Annotated in this window: 18 protein-coding genes; 8 read left to right on the top strand and 10 right to left on the bottom strand. The window is 70.3% G+C overall.

Features of this window, described 5'->3' with window-relative positions; genetic code table 11:
* Positions 1–38: 38 nt before the first annotated feature.
* The 4 genes from ACWGIC_RS32400 to ACWGIC_RS32385 all read right to left on the bottom strand — a co-directional run bounded on the left by ACWGIC_RS32400 (position 39) and on the right by ACWGIC_RS32385 (position 5,237).
* Positions 39–1,289 carry an MFS transporter gene (locus ACWGIC_RS32400; protein ID WP_452079700.1) on the bottom strand — a complete coding sequence of 417 codons (1,251 nt, stop codon included), beginning with the start codon at positions 1,287–1,289 and terminating at the stop codon, positions 39–41.
* A 227-nt stretch (positions 1,290–1,516) separates the two neighbouring features.
* The gene (locus ACWGIC_RS32395) at positions 1,517–3,568 is read right to left on the bottom strand and encodes a M3 family metallopeptidase (protein ID WP_452079699.1); all 2,052 of its coding nucleotides are present in this window, start codon (positions 3,566–3,568) and stop codon (positions 1,517–1,519) included.
* A 91-nt stretch (positions 3,569–3,659) separates the two neighbouring features.
* Positions 3,660–4,364 carry a histidine phosphatase family protein gene (locus ACWGIC_RS32390; protein WP_452079698.1) on the bottom strand — a complete coding sequence of 235 codons (705 nt, stop codon included), beginning with the start codon at positions 4,362–4,364 and terminating at the stop codon, positions 3,660–3,662.
* A 30-nt stretch (positions 4,365–4,394) separates the two neighbouring features.
* A complete protein-coding gene (locus tag ACWGIC_RS32385; RefSeq protein WP_452079697.1) occupies positions 4,395–5,237 on the bottom strand; it encodes an undecaprenyl-diphosphate phosphatase in 843 nt (280 codons plus the stop codon).
* A gap of 162 nt (positions 5,238–5,399) precedes the next feature.
* Between ACWGIC_RS32385 and ACWGIC_RS32380 the strand changes: the two genes are divergently transcribed.
* The 4 genes from ACWGIC_RS32380 to ACWGIC_RS32365 all read left to right on the top strand — a co-directional run bounded on the left by ACWGIC_RS32380 (position 5,400) and on the right by ACWGIC_RS32365 (position 8,295).
* Positions 5,400–6,362, top strand: a complete 963-nt coding sequence (locus ACWGIC_RS32380; RefSeq protein ID WP_452079696.1) for an aldo/keto reductase — start codon at positions 5,400–5,402, stop codon at positions 6,360–6,362.
* A 98-nt stretch (positions 6,363–6,460) separates the two neighbouring features.
* The gene (locus ACWGIC_RS32375) at positions 6,461–7,474 is read left to right on the top strand and encodes a YncE family protein (protein WP_452079695.1); all 1,014 of its coding nucleotides are present in this window, start codon (positions 6,461–6,463) and stop codon (positions 7,472–7,474) included.
* Positions 7,471–7,695 (top strand): DUF5703 family protein, encoded by a 225-nt coding sequence (locus ACWGIC_RS32370; RefSeq protein ID WP_452079694.1) that lies wholly within the window; start codon positions 7,471–7,473, stop codon positions 7,693–7,695. Before ACWGIC_RS32375 ends, ACWGIC_RS32370 begins: the two co-directional genes overlap by 4 nt.
* Before the next feature lie 18 nt (positions 7,696–7,713).
* The gene (locus ACWGIC_RS32365; RefSeq protein ID WP_452079693.1) at positions 7,714–8,295 is read left to right on the top strand and encodes a dihydrofolate reductase family protein; all 582 of its coding nucleotides are present in this window, start codon (positions 7,714–7,716) and stop codon (positions 8,293–8,295) included.
* Between the two features lie 81 nt (positions 8,296–8,376).
* Here the strand turns inward: ACWGIC_RS32365 and ACWGIC_RS32360 are convergent, their stop codons facing one another.
* The 6 genes from ACWGIC_RS32360 to ACWGIC_RS32335 all read right to left on the bottom strand — a co-directional run bounded on the left by ACWGIC_RS32360 (position 8,377) and on the right by ACWGIC_RS32335 (position 17,327).
* Complete coding sequence (locus tag ACWGIC_RS32360) at positions 8,377–9,570, bottom strand: MFS transporter (RefSeq protein WP_452079692.1); 1,194 nt, start codon at positions 9,568–9,570, stop codon at positions 8,377–8,379.
* Complete coding sequence (locus tag ACWGIC_RS32355) at positions 9,567–13,355, bottom strand: IucA/IucC family protein (RefSeq protein ID WP_452079691.1); 3,789 nt, start codon at positions 13,353–13,355, stop codon at positions 9,567–9,569. The genes ACWGIC_RS32360 and ACWGIC_RS32355 overlap by 4 nt, the downstream gene beginning before the upstream one ends.
* 397 nt (positions 13,356–13,752) lie before the next feature.
* Positions 13,753–14,481, bottom strand: a complete 729-nt coding sequence (locus ACWGIC_RS32350) for an SRPBCC domain-containing protein (protein ID WP_452079690.1) — start codon at positions 14,479–14,481, stop codon at positions 13,753–13,755.
* Positions 14,474–15,076: an ArsR/SmtB family transcription factor gene (locus tag ACWGIC_RS32345; RefSeq protein WP_452079689.1), complete on the bottom strand. Its 603-nt coding sequence runs from the start codon at positions 15,074–15,076 to the stop codon at positions 14,474–14,476. The genes ACWGIC_RS32350 and ACWGIC_RS32345 overlap by 8 nt, the downstream gene beginning before the upstream one ends.
* Positions 15,077–15,108: 32 nt before the next feature.
* Positions 15,109–16,002 (bottom strand): alpha/beta fold hydrolase, encoded by an 894-nt coding sequence (locus ACWGIC_RS32340; protein WP_452079688.1) that lies wholly within the window; start codon positions 16,000–16,002, stop codon positions 15,109–15,111.
* A complete protein-coding gene (locus tag ACWGIC_RS32335) occupies positions 16,002–17,327 on the bottom strand; it encodes a M20/M25/M40 family metallo-hydrolase (protein ID WP_452079687.1) in 1,326 nt (441 codons plus the stop codon). Before ACWGIC_RS32335 ends, ACWGIC_RS32340 begins: the two co-directional genes overlap by 1 nt.
* A gap of 255 nt (positions 17,328–17,582) precedes the next feature.
* Here ACWGIC_RS32335 and ACWGIC_RS32330 point away from each other — a divergent pair, with 255 nt between their 5' ends.
* The 4 genes from ACWGIC_RS32330 to ACWGIC_RS32315 are packed head-to-tail and all read left to right on the top strand — an operon-like array spanning position 17,583 to position 20,688.
* Positions 17,583–18,443: a TetR family transcriptional regulator C-terminal domain-containing protein gene (locus ACWGIC_RS32330; RefSeq protein WP_452079686.1), complete on the top strand. Its 861-nt coding sequence runs from the start codon at positions 17,583–17,585 to the stop codon at positions 18,441–18,443.
* Positions 18,443–19,336, top strand: a complete 894-nt coding sequence (locus tag ACWGIC_RS32325) for a 3-keto-5-aminohexanoate cleavage protein (protein ID WP_452079685.1) — start codon at positions 18,443–18,445, stop codon at positions 19,334–19,336. Before ACWGIC_RS32330 ends, ACWGIC_RS32325 begins: the two co-directional genes overlap by 1 nt.
* On the top strand, positions 19,329–20,270 hold the full coding sequence (locus tag ACWGIC_RS32320) for a 3-hydroxyacyl-CoA dehydrogenase NAD-binding domain-containing protein (protein WP_452079684.1): 942 nt from the start codon (positions 19,329–19,331) through the stop codon (positions 20,268–20,270). The genes ACWGIC_RS32325 and ACWGIC_RS32320 overlap by 8 nt, the downstream gene beginning before the upstream one ends.
* Complete coding sequence (locus ACWGIC_RS32315) at positions 20,263–20,688, top strand: thioesterase family protein (RefSeq protein ID WP_452079683.1); 426 nt, start codon at positions 20,263–20,265, stop codon at positions 20,686–20,688. The genes ACWGIC_RS32320 and ACWGIC_RS32315 overlap by 8 nt, the downstream gene beginning before the upstream one ends.
* Positions 20,689–20,741: the final 53 nt, after the last annotated feature.

Raw genomic sequence — 20,741 nt, 5'->3', positions numbered from 1 at the left:
CGGTTCTCACCGGGACGAACACTCACGAGACCCGCTGGTCAGCCCACCTGTTCCTTCGCCGGAACCGGGGCGCCGAGCGCGAACGCGGTGGACCGCGTGGTCAGCGAAATCAGGGCGGCGGCCAGCGTCGACACCGCCAGGAAGCCGAACGCCGCGGCGAACCCGAACCGGTCCGCGAGCCAGCCCATCACCAGCGGCGCGAGCACCCCGGCGAGCTGCCCGCCGGTGTTGACCAGGCCCATCCCCGCGCCGACCAGGTCGCGCGGCAGCACCCGCAGCGGCAGTCCGACGATGCCGATCGAGGCGAGGCCGCTGATGAACATCGCGACGGTCTGCAGCACGGTGAACCCGGTCGCCGAATCCGACAGCAGCATCGCGACGAGCACCCCGGCCGCGGCGACGAGCGCGGGCACCACGAGCCAGCGCGGCCTGCGGTCGAAATACCGGCTCATCAGCCAGCCGCCCAGCAGCACCGCCGCCGCGCTGACCAGCTGCGGGATCGCCGCCGAGATCCCCGCCGCGACCAGCGAAAGCCCCTTGGTCTCGACCAGGTACGACGGGACCCAGGTGATCATCCCGTAGGCGAGCATGTTGAAACAGGCGAACATCGCCGCGCAGCGGATCACCAGCCGGTTCCGCAGCACCTGCGACACCGGCACCTTCACCGGGGCGACACGCGCCTCCGGTTCGGTCAGCTCGCGCGGCAGCGGCGCCGGCAGCAGCCGCCACAACGCCAGCCCGACGACCAGCCCGGCCACCGCGACGATCCAGAACGTGTGCCGCCATCCCGCGGCGACCACGAGCGGCGCGACCAGCAGCGGCCCGAGCCCGGCCCCGACCGAGTTGGACGCCAGCAGCAGCCCCGCGCCCCGGCTGCGTCCTTCCTGCGTCGTGCGCTCGGCCAGCGCCTTGAACGCCGCGCCGGGGAACAGCGCCTGCGCGAACCCGAACGCCGCGCGCAGCACGAGCAGCACGACCAGTCCGGGCGCGAAGCCGGTGGCGGCGGTGAACACCGACCAGGCCACCAGGGAAATCACCAGCAACGGCCGCGCGCCGACCCGGTCCGCGAGCAGGCCGCCGGGCATCTGCCCGACCAGATAGGCGATCGCGAACGCGGAAACGACCAGTCCCTGCGTGGTCTTGGAAAGCCCGAACTCCGCGCCGATCAGCGGCAGCGCGACCGCGATCATGACCCGGTCGATGTAGTCGATGATGAAGACGCCGACCAGCAGCGTCAACGTGGTCCGTTCAGTCCGCCGTACTACCGGGCCGGAACTCGGAATGCTCACCGTCGGATCCTCCTTGATTCGGCGATGCCGCATTGTGCGGTCAAGCACCCCCTCCGCGGCTTCGTCGGATCCACCGACACTCGGGCCCCGGATTCAGCCGATCCGACGAAGAGGCGGCCCCGGGCAGGTCAGCGCTGCGCCTGCGAACCGGAGGAGGACGCGAAAACGCCCTATCCGGTGGGGCCGGGTCGCCCCAGCCCCACCGGATAGGGCGTTATACACCTGGCTTACGCGCCGGCGAGTCCCCGGCGCTTCAGCAGCGGCTCGATCTCGGGCGCGCGGCCGCGGAAGGTCGCGAACGCCTCCATCGGGTCGACGCTGCCGCCGAGGCCGAGCAGGGTCGACCGGAAGTGGTCGCCGTTCTCCCGCTTCAGGCCGCCGTTCTCGGTGAACCACTCGACGGTGTCGGCGTCGAGCACCTCGCTCCAGATGTAGGAGTAGTACCCGGCGCTGTAGCCGCCGGAGAAGACGTGGTTGAAGTACGTCGTCCGGTAGCGCGGCGGGACGCTTTCCAGTGCCACGCCTGCCTTTTCGAGCGCCTCGGCCTCGAACCGCTGCACGTCCTCGACCCGGTCGTCCGGGCCGAGCCGGTGCCAGGCGAGGTCGAGCAGCGCCGCGGCGAGGTACTCGGTCGTGCGGAAGCCCTCGCCGTACTGCTGCGCGGCCTCCAGCAGCTCGACCTGCCCGGCGGGCAGCGGCTCCCCCGTCTCGTGGTGCTTGGCGTAATTGGCCAGGATTTCCGGCCAGAACATCCACATCTCGTTGACCTGCGACGGGTACTCGACGAAGTCGCGCGGCACGTTGGTGCCGGTGAACGTCGGGAACTCGACGCCGGACAGCAGCGAGTGCAGCGCGTGCCCGAACTCGTGGAAGGCGGTGCGCACCTCGTCGAGCGAGAGCAGGGTCGGCTCCCCCTCGCGCGGCTTGGTCACGTTCAGCACGTTGACCACCACCGTGCGCCGCCCGAGCAGCCGCGACTGGTCCACGAAGTTGTTCATCCACGCGCCGCCGCGCTTGGAGTCGCGGGTGTAGTAGTCCATCAGGAACAGGCCGAGCCCGCTGCCGTCGGCGTCGAAGACCTCGAAGATCCGTACCTGCGGGTGGTACTTCGGCAGGTCGTGCCGTTCGGTGAAACTCAAGCCGTACAACCGGTTCGCGGCCACGAACACGCCGTCGTGCAGCACCCGGTCCAGCTCGAAGTACGGCCGCAGCGCCGCGGTGTCGAGCTGGAACCGCTCGCGCTCGACCTTCGACGCGTAGAACGCCCAGTCCCACGGCTGCAGCGTCGCGCCCGGCACGTCGGCCTCCAGGAGCCGCTGCAGTTCCGCGGCCTCGGTGCGCGCGTTCGCGACCGCCACCGGCGCGAGCCGCTCCAGCAGCCCGCCGGCGGCCTCGACGGTCTTGGCGGTCTCGTCCGCGATCACGTACGCCGCGTGGTTCGGGTAGCCCAGCAGGGCCGCCCGCTCGGCGCGCAGCCGCGTGATCTCCTCGACGATCGCGTTGTTGTCGTATTCGTTGCCGCGGTTGCCGCGCGACACCGAAGCGGTGAAGACCCGCTCGCGCACCGAACGGTTTTCCAGCGACGCCACGGCCGCCTGCGCGGTGGGCAGCGTCAGGGTCAGCACGTACTTGCCTTCGAGACCGCGCTCGGCCGCCGTCTGCGCCGCCGCCGCGATCGCGCTTTCGCCGAGCCCGGCCAGTTCTGCCGCGTCGTCGAGCACGACGGCGAGATCATTGGTGTCCCGCAGCAGGTTCTGCGAAAAACGGGTCTGCAGCGTCGAAAGCTGCTCGTTCAGCGCGCGCAGCTTCGCCTGGTCCTCTTCGGGGAGCCCGGCTCCCGCGCGGCTGAAGTCGGTGTAGCGGCGCTCCAGCAGCCGCAGTTCTTCCGGGTTCAGCCCCAGTTCGGCGCGCTTGCGGTACAGCGCGTCGATCCGGGCGAACAGCTTCGGGTTGAGGTGGATCGCGTCCTCGTGCGCGGCCAGCTTCGGGGCCAGCTCGGCCTGGATCTCCTGGACCTCGTCGGTCGCGTTCGAGCCCGAGATGTTGAAGAACGTGCCGGACACCCGGGTCAGCAGCGCGCCGGCCCGTTCGAGCGCCGCGATCGTGTTCTCGAAGGTCGGCTCGGCCGGGTCGTCGGCGATCCGCTCCACGTCGGCGGCGTGCTCGGCGAGCCCGGCCTCGAAGGCGGGCCGGTAGTGCTCGTCGGCGATGCGGTCGAACGGCGGCAGCTCGTACGGCAGGTCGCTGGGGACGGCGAACGGGTTGTCCGGGGAAATCATTCGGGTTTGCGCTCCTGGTTCTCCACAGGGTTCTCCACGTGGTTCCGCCCACCCTACGGGGTTTGGCATCCGACGGAAGGACTGTCGACCGTCAGCGGCCCGTGCTTCCGCCCACGACGGCGTCGCTCGAAGTCTTCTTCGCCCGGCCCTTCTTCTTGGGCGGCGGCGGCACGATCCCGGCCAGGTCGCCGCCGTGCTCGTTCACGCGCAGCACGAACGGGCGCGTTTCGGTGTAGCGGACGACCGACACCGCGGCCGGGTCCACGACGATCCGCTGGAAGGCGTCCAGATGCTGGCCGAGCGCGTCGGCCAGGACCGACTTGATCACGTCGCCGTGGCTGCACGCCACCCACACCGCGTGGTCGCCGTGCTCGGCGGTGATCCGCGCGTCGTGCGCGCGGATCGCGGCCACCGCGCGCGCCTGCATCTCGGCGAGCCCCTCCCCGCCGGGGAACACCGCCGCCGACGGATGCGCCTGCACCACGCGCCACAGCGGTTCCTTGACCAGATCCTTCAGTGCCCGGCCGGTCCACTCGCCGTAGTCCACTTCGGACAGCCGGGGCTCGACGAGCTTCGCCAGGCCCTGCGCGGCCGCCAGCGGCGCGACGGTCTGCTTGCAGCGCAGCATCGGCGACACCACCAGCTCGGCCACCGGCACCCCGGCGAAACGCTCGACGAGCGCGGCGGCCTGCGCCCGGCCGGTGTCGTCCAGCCCGACCTTCGGGGTGCGCCCGGCGAGGACGCCCGAGCCGTTGGCCGTGGACTTCCCGTGCCGGAGCAAGATGACCGTACTCACGACGCCACCCTAACCGGTGACCCGGCGGGTTCAGCCCCCGGCGGGTCCCGCGTTCGGGTCGAGCACGCCGCCGAAGACCAGGCCGAACAGCACCACGCCGAGCACGACGCGGTAGATCACGAAGGGCACGAAGCTGCGCTTCTTGATGTAGGCCATCAGCCACGCGATCACCAGGTAGCCGACGCCGAACGCGACCAGCGTGGCCAGGATCGTCGGCCCCCACTGCGCGTTCTCGCCGTTCTTGCCGATGTCGGTCAGCTTGTACAGCCCCGAACCGAACACCGCGGGCACCGCGAGCAGGAACGAGTACTCCGCCGCTTCCGAACGGGTGTAGCCCATCAGCAGGCCGGCGCTGGTCGTGCCGCCCGAGCGCGAGACGCCCGGGATCAGCGCGAGCGCCTGGGCGAAGCCGTAGGCCAGGCCGTGCGGCACGTTCAGGTGGTCCAGCGTCCGCTGCTGCTTCGCGGTCCGGTCGGCGAACAGCAGGATCAGGCCGAACACGATCAGCGTCGTCGCGGTGATCCGCAGGTCGCGGAACGCCCGGTCGATCTCGTCCTGCAGGAGCAGGCCGAGCACGACGATCGGCAGCGAGCCGACGATGATCAGCCAGCCCAGCCGCGCGTCCGGGTCGCGGCGCCAGTCCGGGCGGTAGAGGGAGAAGAACCAGGCGCGCAGGATCCGGCCGATCTTCGGTCCGAAGTAGAGGATCACCGCCAGCTCGGTGCCGATCTGGGTCACCGCGGTGAACGCCGCGCCCGGATCGCCCCAGCCCGCCAGCGCGGCGACGATCCGCACGTGCGCGCTCGAGGAGATCGGCAGGAACTCCGTGAGTCCCTGCACCAGCCCCAGGATCAGGGCCTCGAACCATCCCATCAGGCCGCTCCCGCCGTTTCGCCCGCCCGCACGGGGCGCAGTCCGATTCGCACGAGTCGGGAACCTATCGGGTGGTTCCTGAGAACTCCCGCGAGGGCGCCGGTCCGACACGGGGTCACCTTGGTCGGGTCGCGGCGGGTGCGCCCACTAGGCTCGGCGGTCGTGGAAAAGCGACAGCTCGGCCGGTCGGGACTGCGGATATCGCGGATGGCCCTCGGCACCATGACGTGGGGCGGCGACACCGATCCGGACGAGGCGGCCAGCCAGCTGGTCGCGTTCGTCGACGCGGGCGGCACCCTCGTGGACACCGCCGACCTCTACGCCGGCGGCGAGGCCGAGCGGATGCTCGGCGAACTGCTGTCGGACCTGGTGCCGCGCGAGGACGTCGTGCTGGCCACCAAGACTGTCGCCCGCCGCACCGACGGCCCGTTCGGCGGCGGCGCTTCGCGCGGGGCGCTGCTGTCCGCGCTCGAAGGGTCGCTGCAGCGGCTTCGCACCGACCACATCGATCTGTGGCAGCTGCACGCGTGGGACGAATGCGTGCCGATCGAGGAAACGCTGTCCGCGCTCGACTACGCGGTGACGAGCGGCAAGGTCCGCTACGTGGGCGTGTCCAATTACGCGGGCTGGCAGCTCGCCACCGCCGCCTCGCTCGCCACGGTGCCGCTCGTGTCCGGGCAGTTCGAATACTCCTTGCTGGAACGCGGCATCGAACGCGAAGTCGTCCCGGCGGCGACGCACCACGGGATCGGCGTGCTGCCGTGGGCCCCGCTCGGCCGCGGCGTGCTCACCGGGAAGTACCGCACCGGCACGCCGGCGGACTCGCGCGGCGCGTCCGCCGAGTACGCCGGCTACGTCGAACACCACCGCACCGAACGGGCCGCGCGGATCGTGCAGGCCGTCGTGACCGCCGCCGAGGGTCTCGGCACCTCGCCGCTCGCGGTGGCGCTCGCCTGGGTCCGGGACCGGCCCGGCGTGGCCGCGCCGGTCGTCGGCGCCCGCGACACCGGCCAGCTCACCGGCTCGCTCGCCGCCGAGGACCTCACGCTCCCGCCCGCCATCCGCAGCGCGCTGGACGACGTCAGCGGCATCGATTTCGGCTATCCGGAACGGGGCACCCGGTGAGCCGCGGGTGTCGGGTCGGTGACACGGGCGTGACGGTTCGGCGTTCGGAGAGGATGCTGGAGGGACTCGCTCGCCGGAGCTTTGCTGGAGGTTTCAAGGTGCGTCGGCTCACCGCCGCGTCGCGGATCGCGATCCCGCTCGCCGGTGCGCTCGCGCTGTCGGCCTGCTCGTCCTCGGCCGAGCCGAAGGACAATCTCCAGGTCGTGGCCAATCCGACGGCCGCGAAACCGGCCGTCTCCCCCGCCGCGGCGACGCGTCCCGCCGGGCAGGTGCTGCCCATGCCGGTCGTGTCCGCGATCGCGACGGACCAGCAGAGCCACATCCTCGTCGTCGCCCTCTCCCAGCCGCCCGAGCTGCGGCTTTACGATCTCGGCTCGCTTGGCGCCCCGAAGAAGACCGTCGCGCTGCCCGGTCCGGCGGAATCGCTCAACGTGTCCAAGGGACAGGCTCTCGCCGGAATCCCTGGCAAGGGCGTGCTCGCCCGCGTCTCGCTGCCGAGCGGGCAGCTGACCGCGGAGAAGGTCGCCGGACAGCCCGCCGCCGGAACCGCGGACGGCGCCGACACGCTCGTCGCGGTCCGCGACCGCAAGGCGGTCGAGGTGCTCGCGAACGGCACGGTGGCGAAAACGATCACCGGGCAGCTGTACAGCGCCGACGACGTGGTCAACACCGGCAACGGAGTCGTGGTCCTCGACCGGCTGCGCACTGCCGTGTTCAGCGTGGACGTGCAGGCCGGGACCATGGACGAAGGCCTGCGCGCGGGCGACGGCGCGGCCAACGCGGTCCCCGACTCCTACGGCCGCGTGCTGGTCACCGACGCTCGCGCGGGCGCGCTGCTCGCGTTCTCGACCAATCCCCTGATCCTCCGCCAGCGCTACCCGGTCCCGGGCGGCGCGTACGGCCTCGCCTTCGACGCGAAGCGCAGCCTGGCGTGGATCACCCTGACCGCCCGCAACGAGGTCGTCGGCTACGACGTCCGCGGCGGAGAGCCCGTCGAGAAGTACCGATTCCCGACCGTGCGCCAGCCGGACACGGTGGGCGTCGACGACCAGAGCGGCCGCGTCTTCGTCGGCTCGGCCGCCGGAGAAGGGACCCAGGTGATCCAGCCATGACGACAGTCGACGAGGCGGTGGTCGAAGGGGATTGGGAGTATCGCCGCCTGCGCCTTCCCCCCGCGGTGTCGCGGCGCGCGGCGATGATCCAGCTCTCCATCCACGCGGAGTTCGCGGGCTGGGAACTGCGGACTGTCCGGCTGTACGCGGACGGGACGCGAAGGGTGTGGCTGCGCCGCAAACGCTCGGCGGCCGACCACTCGACAGGACTGCCCACCTGACCTGCTTGACTGTCTGTTATGCGTAAATTGGTCTATCTCGTCGCGTCCACTCTCGACGGCTTCATCGCCGCCCCGACCCGGGAAGACCCGACCGGCTCGGTGTTCCAGATCGAAGGCGACCACGCCGAGCCGCTGGTGCGCGAGTACCCGGAAATGGTGCCGGCGCACGTCCGGTCCGCGCTCGGCGTCGAAGACGTCCCGCACCGGCATTTCGACACCGTCGTGGAGGGCCGCGTCTCGTATCAGATGGCCGTGGACCTCGGTGTCACGGATGCGTACACGCACCTGCGGCACTACGTCTTCTCTCGCACCATGACCGAGGCTCCCGGCCCGGCCGTGCAGCTGGTCAGCACCGATCCGGTCGAGAAGATCCGGGAGCTGAAGAAGGAAGACGGCAAGGACATCTGGCTGTGCGGCGGCGGCGCTCTCGCCGGTGCGCTGCGCGACGAGGTGGACGAGATCCACCTCAAGCTGAACCCGGTCGTCATCGGCTCCGGTGCGCCGTTGTTCGACGCCGGGTTCTCGGTGGACCGCTACACCCTGGCGGAGAGCCGGATCTTCGGGAGCGGTGTCGCGTTGCTGCGCTACGTCCGCGCCTGAATCGGATGCCGCGGGCATGCGGTCGCCACGACGCAAGGCCACTCGTTCCGCGTCGGAGCCGGTTTTCGGTGCCTCCCGGCATCACGTCCTCCCCGCCCGGCTTCGGTTGATCCTGGTCGTCAGCAAAGTGGTCACGACGCAGCCGACGCCCATGAACGCGACCATCGCCCGGGTGCCCGCGAGCTCCGCGAACGGCCCCAGCACCGCCGTGCCGACCGGGATCATCGCCCGGTCCGTGCTCGCGATGCCCATGACGCGGCCGAGGAGCTCGCCGGGCGCGGCCGCCTGCATCGCGGCCCGGTTGGCGGTGCGGTAGCACTGCCCGACCAGTCCGACGACCACCATGGTCGCGCCGGCGCCGACAGCTGCCGCCTTTCCGGTGAAACCGCTCGGGACCAGCAGGGCCAGCAACGCGACGCCCAAGAGCACCGCGCCCAGCACGGCCAGCCGTGCTGGATTCGACGGCGGGTGCCGGGACATCGTCGCCGACGCGGCCAGTGCTCCCGCCGCGCCGCAGGTCAGCAGCAGGGCCGCGGTGCTGCCACCGCCGTCGAACAAGTCTTTCGACAGCAGCGGCATCATGGCGGTGTAAGGGAAAGCGAACAGCATCGGGCCCATCGCGAGGGCGATCTGGCGGCGCATCGCCGGGTTTTCCCGGAGCAGGCACCACACCGACCGCCGCTCCGTTTCCGGCTGGGGCGGCGACGGCGGCTGGTCCGGCAGCACAGTCAGGCAGCAGAGCGCGACGAGGGTGCAGAACGCGTTGAACCAGAACGCGGCAGGGACCGAGCCGGTCGCCAGTGCGAGCGCGCCGGCCGCGGGACCGAGGATCATCGCCGTGTTCAGGCACGCGGAGTGCATCGCGACCGCGGCGGTGAGCGGCCGCGGACCTCGCAGCAAGGGCAAGAGCGTCTGTCTCAGCACCAGTTCGGCGCTGCCCGCCGAGGCGCGCAGGAAGACCGCCGCGCACAGGAGCCAGAGCGGGCCGCCGGCGGTGACGATCCAGGCGAGGCACAGGGTGGAGACGAAAAGCGCGGTGCGCAGACACGCCAGGAGCCGTCGCTTGTCGAAGCGGTCGGCGAGGCACCCCGCCGGCGCGGAGAACAGCAGGATGGGCGCCAGCCGCAGCACATTCACGGTCGCGAGATCGGTGGCCGAACCGGTCTGCTCGAGCACGTACCAGTTGAGCGCGACGAGATCCGCGGTGTCGCCGATCCGCGAAGCCAGCGTGCCGGCCAGGAACAGGCGCAGGGGCAGCCGTGCGGCCGTGGTCATGGCGCAGGGTCGCCCGCGCGGTGCAGAGGATTGGCCTGCGGCAGGTAGATGTCGTGGTCGGCCGCCAGCAACCGCATGAGCCCGAACGCCTTCTGCGGAAGATGGGACGTCCGCAGAAACGCCACGTCCGCGGACGCCCTGGCGAGCAAGTTCTCGGGCAGGCCGGACAGCAGACCAGTCATCCTCGCGCGAACGGTCGACCACAGCTGTTCTCCGGGCAGCGCCCAGGTCGCCGCGAACATCGCCACCACGTGCGCGATGTTGGCCTGCAGCAGCGCGTACGACACTTTCCTGCGGACGTGGTCGATGTCGTCGGTGAAAGTGATTGACCCGGGATGCGGGACGAAGCCGATTCCCGCCTCGCGCATCCTGCTCGTGTGCACGCGGATCCCACCGAAGTCGCGAACGAGGACGCGGACCGGCAGGCCCTCGCGGACCACCAGCAGAGTGTTCTGCAGATGGGCTTCCAGGCCGATGCCGTACCGCCACAGCAAAGGCAGTCCCGCGGTGAGCATCAGGTCCGCGTATCGCTCGAAGAACTCGAGCGCGGCCGCGCGGACGGGAACCGCTGACCGGCGCGAGCGTTCCTCGACCAGCTCCGCCAGAACGGTTCCTTCCGGATGCGGCGACACTCCGCGCAGCGCACACGCGGACAGGACGATCTCGCCGGGGACCGTCCAGTCGGCGGGATCGGCTCGCAGCAACGCGGAAAGGCCGCGTTCCCGGGAGCTGACCGGCTCTTCTCCCGCCGGGGAGAACGCGATGCCGGCCAATTCCGGTACGCAGACCACCTTGCCGCGGGTACTGGGGTCGTCCGCCAGCAGACGTTGCAGGAGACGGCTCATCCGCGGGCCGTTGTCGGTGGTGGCGGGCGAGATCGTGCGGTGCCGGGAGGTGAGCTGGACGTCGAGCGCGGTTTTCACCGTCAGCCGCCGCCCGTGCCTGCCCGCGGCGGCGGTGACGAGGGTGCGCACCGACACGGTCGGTCGGCAGGCCAGTTGAGCTTCGGGGAGCGGGACAATGGCACCCGCGGCCAGTTCCCCGGGGTACTCGGCGGCCAGTCTCGTCCTCGCCTGCCACGGGTGCACGGGAATCAGCTCGTAATCGGCGGGAGCGTGCCCGCGGGCGGCGAGCCCCTCGATGGCGCGCGCCGCGATCGCGGGAAAGTGGTCGGCCACGATCGTCCCCACCGACGCACCCGACGGATCGGGGGTCGAGTGCACGGAATCCTTGCGCACCGCGACGAAGGCGAGGCCGACGGTGTCGGCGCTCTCCGGGCAGTAGGCGAGAGAGTCCGCCGGGGTGAAGCCGCGGCGCACCCTCGGGCAGAGATGGATCGTGTGCCCGTCCGTGCACGAGGCATCGAGGTCGAGAGTGAGGTCGGAAGCGGCGCGCCGCTTCGCCGCCGTCGCGATCCGGTGCGAGGGCAGGCGGTGCCGGACGCAGGCGCGGGAAAGGGCCAGGTTGCGTGCGGAGTCGACGAGATCGTCGTGGAGAGCGGCCCAGTCCATCTCGTCGGCGGACGAGACGGCGTCGATCAGGTGCTCAGGGCGTTCGAGCGCGCGGACACCGGCGCCGTCGCTCACCACGACGGGGCTCGTCACCTCGGTGGCCCCGAACCCGCTCTCCGCCTCGCACACCGCCGCCAGCTTCCGCCCCGACGGCAGGGTCGCGCAGATCAGCCGTCCCGTGCGCCGCAGCGTCCCGGGCCCCAGCGAGTCGAGGATCTCCGAAGACACCGTGGACACCGGGGGCACTCCGGGGAAGGGCAGGTCGATCTCGGTGATCCGCTTGGCGGACAACGCTTTCCGTTCGCGCAGCAGCGCGCCGCAGGCGCCGTTGAGGGTGCTCCGCCTGGCGCCGGCGAGTTCGCCGAGCCACGGTTTCACCAGTTCGGGCCGGCTCTCTCGCAGGCAGGCCAGCATTTCCCGTTCTGCCTCGTTGAGATCCGGCGGATCCGGTTCCGCGGCGGGAGCGGCGAGCGGATTCGGCCCCTCGACGTACCGCTGGTCGGTGACAAGCTCCTTCAAGCGCATCGTCAGCAGCGCTTTGTGCTGCCACGGGCCGCTCAGCAGCGCCTCGGCGTCCGCCTTGGCGTCTTCGGCCTCCTCTGGGCAGCAAGCGGACGTGGCGAGCCGATGGAACGTCCGTCGGACGCACTCCCCCACCACCGGCCACAGCCGGTCTTCCGCGCCTCCGCACGCGTTCGCCAGTTCGGCGACGACTTCTCCTAGGTGGTGGCCGAAAAGCGGGTAGTACAGCTTGGCGCGGAGAGCCGCGGTGTCGTGTGCGAGCAGAGCGGAGCCGGGAAGGAACTCGCCGGCCAGGGCACGCCGGGCCAGCCGGGAGTCCCGCACGCGCGCGGCGCCCAGATCCCGGAGCAGAACGCGGTGCGGCCACTGGTCCTTCAGCACGAGCACGGTGTTCTGCGGATGGGGTTCCAGCGCGATGCCGTAGCGGACCAGGAGGGTCAGCACCGGCGGGACACAACGCTCCACGTGCTCGCTCAGCCACTGCCGCGCCACCTCGCCGGGCGGAGCACCAGTGGCCGAAGCGAGCTCGGCGATCAGGTCGTGGAGCAGGCTCGCGCCGGTCAACGGCGATTTCGCTAACAGAGCGGCGATCGGCATCGACAGTTCTTCCGGGCCGAGCAGGTCTTCGCTGTCTTCACGGAGGACAGCGGCCAGCGAACGCCGCCGAGCCTGCGCGGTGGCTGTCACCGCGCAGGCCGGCCCCGCGCTCCGGTCGTCCGGCGGCACATACGCGACGCTGGCGAGCTCGCGCAGCACCGCGAACCGGGGCCGCCCGTCCGGCGTGCCGAGCGACAGGTCCAGATCTGCCGCGACGATCCGTTCGAGCAGGGCGGACAGCCGCGGGCCGTTGTGCACAGCGGCGGGCGAGACCCCGCGGACGGCGCTGGTGAGCTGCACTTCCAGTGCGGTCTTGACGTGCAGTCCCGTGCTCGCCGCGGTCTCGCGCACCGACAGGGTCCGGACCGAGATCAGCGGGCGCGCCGGAATCCGGGTGCGCAGCGGCACCACGGTGCCGTCGGCGATCGCGTCCGCGTGCAGCACCGGCAGAACGCGAAAACGCTGGTGCGGATGGACCGGAATCAGCACGCGCTGTTCCGGGATCAGCCCCGCCGCGCGCATCTCCACCGCCGCGGCGGCGACAGTGCGCGGAAAGGTTTCGCGCAGCAGCGATTGCGAAGCGTCCAGATCGGCCGCTCCGGCGGCCGCGGCCCGGGTCACCGAAACCAGGGACATCCCGAATTCCGGGCCGAACTCCGGGGAATAACGGATGGCATCCGCGGCCGACATTCCCACCTTCATTTTCGCGACCGGATGCAACGGATGCCCTTCGACGACCATTCGCTCGAAGGGAACCAGCAGCGAACCCTGCTCTCCCGAATTGCGCAGCGCGGACACAAGCGTCGTGAACGGCCGGAAGCCGATTCCGCGGCGGGAATCGGCTCGGTCGCGAAGTTCGGCCGCAAACAACTCGGCGGCGGCCAATGCCAGTGCGTGCCCCGCGACACTGTCGGCGAGTTCGGCCCGCAGCCGGGCCCAGTCCGCGTCGTCACCGGCGCACAGCTTTTCCGCCGCAAGGACGTCCATCAGCTCCAGCGGGTCCGAAATCACCCGGCCGCCGAACCGCACCGGCCCGGAAAGCGCAAGCCGCCCGGTCGCCGTCACCGCCCGCATCGGCAGCTCCAGGCCGCGGTCCCGGGCCGGTTCCCGCTCGAGAAGCCCCTCGCGCAGCAGCGCGGAGAGCAATCGCGACATCGTCGCCGATCGCGCTTCCGGCACTCTGCGGGCCGACCGTTCGGCAATATCCGGACAATGCGATTCTTCGAGCCCGTCAAGGCCGGAAAGCGCGGAACTGTCTCCGGTGAAACAATTAGTTCCCGACGGTTCGACCACAACATTTTCACTCATCGGAGTGGAATATGCCATGGTGCATGATAGTGACCCGGACATGGTTAACCAGACAGGAACATCCAAGTTAACAACGGGTGAACACAATATGTGGACCGCGATCTGATGGGGAATTTATGAACCTATAATATTTTAATTTACAGCATTGGGGAAGACTAATCCGACAAACCGGCCGGCATTACGCTTAGGCAATAAACGAACGCGAACCGGCACAATCCCGCTGACCGGAAAGCCGGGTGCGGGCTCAGCCTAGCGCGGCCATCCACTCCGCCCACTTGGCTTCCTCCGCCGCCACGTCCACGTCCGGCGCGACAATGTGGTGCGTCGCCACCAGCGGACCACGGAAGCCTTGCATGAAACAGAAAAGCCCCTCGCCAGTCCGGATCCCGACGGTCTGGTCGTTCCGCGCATAAACCACGCCGTCGACGCCGGCCAGCCGAACCTTCGCACCCACAGCCAGCTCTTCGACGCCCACTTCCTTAGCCAGCGCAGCCCACAACGCAGGCCAGTCCGCGACCACAGCCGACCCGAACGCGGTGACCGGTTTCGCCGTCCGGCCCGGGAAATGCCGCACGAACTCCACCAGGTTCCGGAAGAACAGCGCGCCGCCAGCCTGCATCGCCTCGAACTCGTCCGCCCAGTCGTCGCCGGGCAGGAAGCCGCTCGTGACACAGCGGATCACCGAACTGCCGCCGTCTCGGCCCTCGACGAGGAATTCGTACGCGATCCGCCGTCCGTCCGGCTCCGGTTCGCCGCCGTAGGCCAGCCGGTTCGGCGGGTCCCACGCGGTGATCGCGTGCGTCGGCTCATACGCCGCGAAAGCTCCGCGCACCGCGCCGCCGACGCCGCCTTCGACCTCGTTGCGGCCCATGAACCACGAGTCGATCCCCGGCCCGGTCGCGATCGCCGCCCAGACCTCCTCCGGCTCCACCGGCACCTCGGCGACGTCGATCTCCCGGAATTCCTTACCCACGCTCGTTTTCCTCCCCCATCGGCACGCTCGGGTGCACCGCGAGCACCACCCGGTGCGCGCGGCCGTTCTCGGCCTTTTCGTCGTGGTACTTGCCCACCAGAGTGGTCACGGTCGTCGCCAGTTCCTCCGCGAACGCGGCGCGGTCGGCCGCCGAAGCGAACCGGACTTCGCCGTCGAGCGCGAACGTCGCGACGCGCTTTTTCGCTTTCGCCGCACCGGTGATCAGGATTCCGACGTCGCGCACCAGCCGTCCCGCGACCGCCAGCAGCCAGCGCGCGGACAGCCGGTCCGGCGACTGCGCGGGATCGGGCTGCACGGCCGCGAGCGCGGACGGCGAGATCACGTACGACGCCGCGGTCGCCCGCATCATCCGCTCGGTGACGTTGCCCTTGCGCCGCTCCTCGACCAGCTCCACCAGCCCGTGCTTTTCCAGCGCGCGCAGGTGGTAGTTCACCTTCTGCCTCGGCAGGTCGACGCGGGCGGCCAGCATCGTCGCCGAGGCCGGCTGCGCCAGTTCGGCCAGCAGCCGGGCGCGCACCGGGTCCAGCGACACCTCGGCCGCGGCCGCGTCCTCGATCACCGCAACGGGAAACATGCGTCCCATCCTGCGGCTGAACACTCAGATTGTCAAGACAGGTTTTGTTGTCGGTAGACCTCGTGCACGACCGCGGCGATCCGCGGGACCACCTGCGCGGCGGCCTCCAGCGGGACGACGTGCCCCACGCCGGGCAGCACCACGGCGTGCCCCTGGGCCAGCCCGCGCACGAACTGCTCGACGTCGGCGGGCGCGACGATCCGGTCCCGTTCCCCCACGATCGCCGTCACCGGCAGGTCGCCGGCCAGCGTCAGTGCGGCCTCGCGCGCGTAGGCGTCGAGCGCGGGCCGGAACTGCGCGATGGTGTGCGGCCAGTTGCCGCGGATCATCTTCACGGTCAACTCGACCAGGTCCGGATCGGGATCGTCGCCGAACAGCCACCAGCGCAGCCCGGCGCTCACCGCGCGGCTGGTGTGCTCGCGGACCAGGCCGTACAGCTTCGCGCCCAGCACCATTTCCAGGTCCTGCGCGACTTTGCCGAGCGCGTTGGGCCAGGCGGCGGACGCCTCGGTGGCCAGCCGCCCGGACGACGTCGACAGCAGCACCAGCCCGCCGGCGCGCGCGGCGAACAGCTCCGGATGCCGCTGGGTCAGCGACATCACCGCGAGCCCGCCCATGTCGTGCCCGACCAGCACGACGCGGCCGTGCGGGACGGCTTCCTCGATCACCTCGGCGAGGTCGTCGGCGAGCCGGCCCATCGTCGCGGTGCCGCGCGCGGCCCGTCCGGATTCGCCGTGCCCGCGGTGGTCGTAGCTGACCACCGCCAGCGGATGTTCGACGGCGTCCGGCAGCACCGGCGCGATCCGGGCCCAGCTGCGCTGGTCGAGCGCGTAGCCGTGCAGCAGCACGACGGTCACGGCCGCCGCCGGGTCGCCCCTGCGCACGAGGTGCAGGGGCGTGCCGTCGGCGAGCCGGAACGCGGGCATCAGGACGAGCGGAGGAACCGGTCCAGCACGCGGGTGCCGAACTTCAGCGCGTCGACCGGGACGCGCTCGTCCACGCCGTGGAAGAGCCCGGAGAAGTCCAGGTCGGCGGGCAGTTTCAGCGGTGCGAAGCCGAAGTTGCGGATGCCGAGCTGCTGGAAGGACTTCGCGTCGGTGCCGCCGGACAGCATGTAGGGCAGGGTCCGCGCGCCCGGGTCCTCCGCGAGCACCGCGGCGGTCATGGCGTCGACGAGCGCGCCGTCGAACGTCGTCTCGACCGGCGGCAGCTCCATCCACTCCTTCTCGATGTCCGGGCCGAGCAGTTCGTCCAGCTCGCGGTCGAACGCCTCGATCCGGCCCGGCAGGATGCGGCAGTCCACCGCGGCCTCGGCCACCGACGGGATCACGTTCGACTTGTAGCCCGCGGTGAGCATCGTCGGGTTCGCCGTGTCGCGCAGGGTCGCGCCGATCATCCGGGAGATGTTGCCCAGCTTGGCGACCGCGCCCTCGATGTCGTCCTCGGGGAAGTCCCAGCCGGTGATCTCGGTGACGCCGGCCAGGAACTCGCGGACAGAATCGGTCAGCACCAACGGGAACTGGTGCTGGCCGAGCTTCGCCACGGCTTCGGACAGCTTCGTGACCGCGTTGTCGCGGTGGATCATCGACCCGTGGCCCGCCGTGCCGCGCACGCGCAGCTTCATCCAGCGGATGCCCTTCTCGGCCGTCTCGATCACGTACGCGCGGACGTTGTCCTTCAACGTGATCGAGAAGCCGCCGACCTCGCTGATCGCCTCGGTGACGCCCTCGAACAGCTCCGGCCGGTTCTCCACCAGCCACTGCGCGCCGTACTTGCCGCCCGCTTCCTCGTCCGCGACGAACAGGAAGACGAGGTCGCGCGGCGGGACGATGTTGTTGATCTTGTAGTGCCGGGCCAGCGCCAGCGTCATGCCGACCATGTCCTTCATGTCGACCGCGCCGCGGCCCCACACGTACCCGTCCTGGATCGCGCCGGAGAACGGGTGCACCGACCATTCGGCCGGGTCCGCCGGGACGACGTCGAGATGGCCGTGGATCAGCAGCGCGCCCCGGCCGGGGTCCGCGCCGGGCAGCCGCACGAGGACGTTGTGCCGGTTCTTGCCGCCCGACTCGACGTAGACGATCTCCTCGTACCCGGCGTCGGTCAGCTTCTCCGCGACGTACTCGGCCGCGACCCGCTCGCCCACGAGGGTTTCGGGGTCGCCGGTGTTGGTGGTGTCGATGCGGATCAGCTCGCTGGTGAGCGTGACAGCCTCGTCCGCGGCGGCGTCGATCAAGTTCGGTTGGGTCACCGGCCATTCCTATCATCCGCCGCGCCAGGACGCCGTCGTCCCGGCGAGTGGAACCGCTCACCGGAGGCGCAGCCCGCCCGGCACCCGCGAACCAATCCATCCACACCACCCAAGCCCCGCACCCCACCCCACCAACTGATCCGCCAGTCAACCCACAATCGCAACTCCTTGCCACACAACTATTTCCCTCACCTGTTACACCCCCACCACCCCCAAAGTTGCGATTTTCGCAACCCGCCACTACCGTCTCCGCCCATGGACGAAACGGAACAGCTGAGAGACCGGGTACGCCAGCTGATCCGCTCCATGCCCGTAGCCCAACGAGAATTCGCCGCCGCCATCGGCCTGGACCAGACGAAACTCTCCAAGGCCCTCAACGGCGCCCGCCGCTTCTCCCCGCACGAACTGGTCCGCGTCGCCGAATACTCCGGCGTCACCGTGAACTGGCTGCTCAACGGCAGCGACGACGCCAAAACCGTCACCGCCGTCCCCGCCCCCGCGGCAGGAACCGCGAGCGACCCCGACGACCCCGCGCACTCCGAACCCCGGCGGCGAATCCTGGAAACCGCCTGGCAGCTCATCGCCGAACGCGGCTACCACCGGGTCCGCATCGCCGACATCGCCCAAGCGTGCGGCACCAGCACCGCCGCCATCCACTACCACTTCCCCACCAAAACCGAAGTCCTCGACGAAGCGTTGCGCCGCAACGTAAAGCTCGCCTTCGACCGCCAAGTCGCCGAACTGCACGCGGTGCCCGGCGCGCACGACCGGCTGCTGAAACTGGTCGAACTCCAGCTCCCCACCGAGGGCCTGCTCCGCGCCGAATGGTCGGTGTGGCTGCAGGTCTGGAACGAGGTCGCGCTCGACCCGCGGCTGCGTTCGCTCTACACCGATTCCTACGACCGCTGGTACCAGACCATTCTCATGACCATCCGCACCGGCCAGGAGCAGGGCGTGTTCCGCCTGGCCGACCCCGAGGCCGCCACCGCCCAGCTCACCGCGCTGATCGACGGCCTCGGCATCCAGGTGCTGACCGGGCGCCCCGGCAGCACGGTGGGCGCGATGCGCGCGCACCTGAACGACTTCATCGACCGCTCGATCGTCCAAGGAGCCTGATGAACCACGAGGTCATCGTCACCTGCGCGCTCACCGGCGCGGGGGACACCACCCGCCGGAGCCCGCACGTCCCGGTCAGCCCGGCGCAGATCGCCGAGAGCGCCGTCGAAGCCGCCAACGCCGGTGCGGCTGTGGTGCACATCCACGTGCGCGAGCCCGAAACCGGCGCGCCGTCCCGGGATGTCGCGCTGTACCGCGAGGCGGTGCGGCTGGTCAAAGAGTCCGGTGTGGACGTTGTCGTCAACCTCACCGCGGGCATGGGCGGCGACCTCGTCATCGACGCCGAGGACCCACTCAAACCGGTCGACGGCACCGACCTGGTCAACGCGCACGACCGGCTCCCGCACGTCGAGGAACTCCTGCCGGACATCTGCACGCTCGACTGCGGTTCGCTGAACTTCGGCGAGGGCAACCAGCTGTATGTGTCCACTCCGGACATGCTGCGCACCGGCGCGAAACGCATTCAGGAGCTGGGTGTGAAGCCCGAACTGGAGATCTTCGACACCGGCAACCTGTGGTTCGCCACGAAAATGGTCTCCGAAGGCTTGATCGACCCGCCGCCGCTTTTCCAGCTCTGCATGGGCATCCCGTACGGCGCGCCGCCGGATCCCGGGCTGCTGCAGGCGATGGTGCACCTGCTGCCGGAAGGCGCGCAGTGGGCGTCTTTCGCCATCGGGCGCGACCAGATGCCGTGGGTCGCGCAGTCGGTGCTGCTAGGCGGGCACGTCCGGGTCGGGCTGGAGGACAACCTCTACCTGGCGCGCGGCGTCAAGGCCACCAACGGCCAGCTCGTGGAACGCGCGGTCGACATCGTGCAGAAGCTCGGCGCGAACATCGCCAGCCCTGATCGGGCGCGGGAAATCCTCGGGTTGAAGGAGCGCGCCAATGCCTGAGGACACTGTGGACACTGTCGCGTGCGTCGGGGCAGGAGTCATCGGCGGCGGCTGGGTCGCGCATTTCCTCGCCCAGGGCTTCGACATCCGCGCCTGGGATCCCGCGCCGGACGCGGCGGAGAAGCTCGAACGGCTCGTCAACGCGGCCTGGCCCGCGCTCACCGAACTGGGCCTCAAGCCAGGCGCGAGCCGCGATCGGCTGACCGTCACCGCGACGCTCGCGGAGGCCGTCGAGGGCGTGGGCTTCGTACAGGAAAGCGCGCCGGAAGACTTGGCGCTCAAGCAGAAATTGCTCGCCGACATCGACGCGGTCACCGCGCCGGACGTCGTGATCGCCTCCTCCACCTCGGGCTACGGCATGACCGAAATGCAGGTCGCCGCGAAGACGCCCGAACGGCTCGTGGTCGGACATCCGTTCAACCCGCCGTACCTGATCCCGCTGGTCGAGGTCGCGGGCGGAAAGCTCAGCGCGCCGTGGGCGGTCGAGCAGGCCGCCGCGTTCTACCGGCGCGTCGGCAAGTCTGTGATCACGATGGACCGCGAGGTGCCCGGATTCATCGCGAACCGGCTCCAGGAAGCGCTGTGGCGCGAAGCCCTGCACATGGTCGCGAACGGCGAGGCAACGGTCGAGCAGATCGACCTCGCGATCACCGACGGGCCGGGCCTGCGCTGGCCGGTCCAGGGCCCGATGCTGACCTTCCACCTCGCGGGCGGCGAGGGCGGGATGGCGCACATGCTGGACCACTTCGGACCGTCGCTGAAGTCGCCGTGGACCCGGCTCGAAGCGCCGGAACTCACCAAGGAACTCCGCGACGCCGTGGTCGCCGGGTGCGACGACGAGGCGGACGGGCGGACGATCGCCGACCTGATCGCCGAACGCGACCGGGCCGTCATCGCGATCCAGCGCGCGGTCGGGCAGGCCCGTCGTGGCTGAGTACCGCGACCGGGTCCGTCCGGAGTGGATCGACTACAACGGACACCTCTCCGAGCCCTATTACGTGCTCGTCTTCGGCGACGCGACCACCGCGCTGATGGACATCGTCGGCCTCGGTCCCGGCTACCGCGAAAGAACCGGGGCGTCGCTGTACACAGTGGAGGCTCATGTGCGGTACCTGCGCGAAGTAGGCGCGGACGCCGAACTGGACGTGACTACCTCCGTGCTCTCAGTCGGCGCGAAAAAGGTGCGGCTGTGCCACGAAATGCGCGTCGGCGGCGAACTCGTCGCCACCGAAGAGCTGTTGTGCCTGCACGTTTCCGGGGGCCGCGCGACGCCGTTCCCCGCCGAAATCGCCACCGCGCTCGACACGCACCTCGCCCCGGTCCCGGACTACGCGGGACGCGCCATCGCCTGATCCCCTCCCCCCACCGTGTCGTGAGTGGCAATCCCGGTGCTCACCGGGATTGC

The sequence above is a fragment of the Amycolatopsis sp. NPDC054798 genome (genome assembly GCF_053611505.1).
Note: the sequence above shows the minus strand (reverse complement) of the source record. Positions and strands in the feature narration are given on the sequence as shown.

Bases quoted from the DNA above. Each gene is read 5' to 3' on its own strand.
- ACWGIC_RS32355 (WP_452079691.1), bottom strand. From the start codon at position 13,355: ATGTCGCGATTGCTCTCCGCGCTGCTGCGCGAGGGGCTTCTCGAGCGG.
- ACWGIC_RS32395 (WP_452079699.1), bottom strand. From the start codon at position 3,568: ATGATTTCCCCGGACAACCCGTTCGCCGTCCCCAGCGACCTGCCGTAC.
- ACWGIC_RS32360 (WP_452079692.1), bottom strand. From the start codon at position 9,570: ATGACCACGGCCGCACGGCTGCCCCTGCGCCTGTTCCTGGCCGGCACG.
- ACWGIC_RS32365 (WP_452079693.1), top strand. From the start codon at position 7,714: ATGCGTAAATTGGTCTATCTCGTCGCGTCCACTCTCGACGGCTTCATC.
- ACWGIC_RS32330 (WP_452079686.1), top strand. From the start codon at position 17,583: ATGGACGAAACGGAACAGCTGAGAGACCGGGTACGCCAGCTGATCCGC.
- ACWGIC_RS32340 (WP_452079688.1), bottom strand. From the start codon at position 16,002: ATGCCCGCGTTCCGGCTCGCCGACGGCACGCCCCTGCACCTCGTGCGC.
- ACWGIC_RS32370 (WP_452079694.1), top strand. From the start codon at position 7,471: ATGACGACAGTCGACGAGGCGGTGGTCGAAGGGGATTGGGAGTATCGC.
- ACWGIC_RS32345 (WP_452079689.1), bottom strand. From the start codon at position 15,076: ATGTTTCCCGTTGCGGTGATCGAGGACGCGGCCGCGGCCGAGGTGTCG.
- ACWGIC_RS32325 (WP_452079685.1), top strand. From the start codon at position 18,443: ATGAACCACGAGGTCATCGTCACCTGCGCGCTCACCGGCGCGGGGGAC.
- ACWGIC_RS32385 (WP_452079697.1), bottom strand. From the start codon at position 5,237: ATGGGATGGTTCGAGGCCCTGATCCTGGGGCTGGTGCAGGGACTCACG.
- ACWGIC_RS32320 (WP_452079684.1), top strand. From the start codon at position 19,329: ATGCCTGAGGACACTGTGGACACTGTCGCGTGCGTCGGGGCAGGAGTC.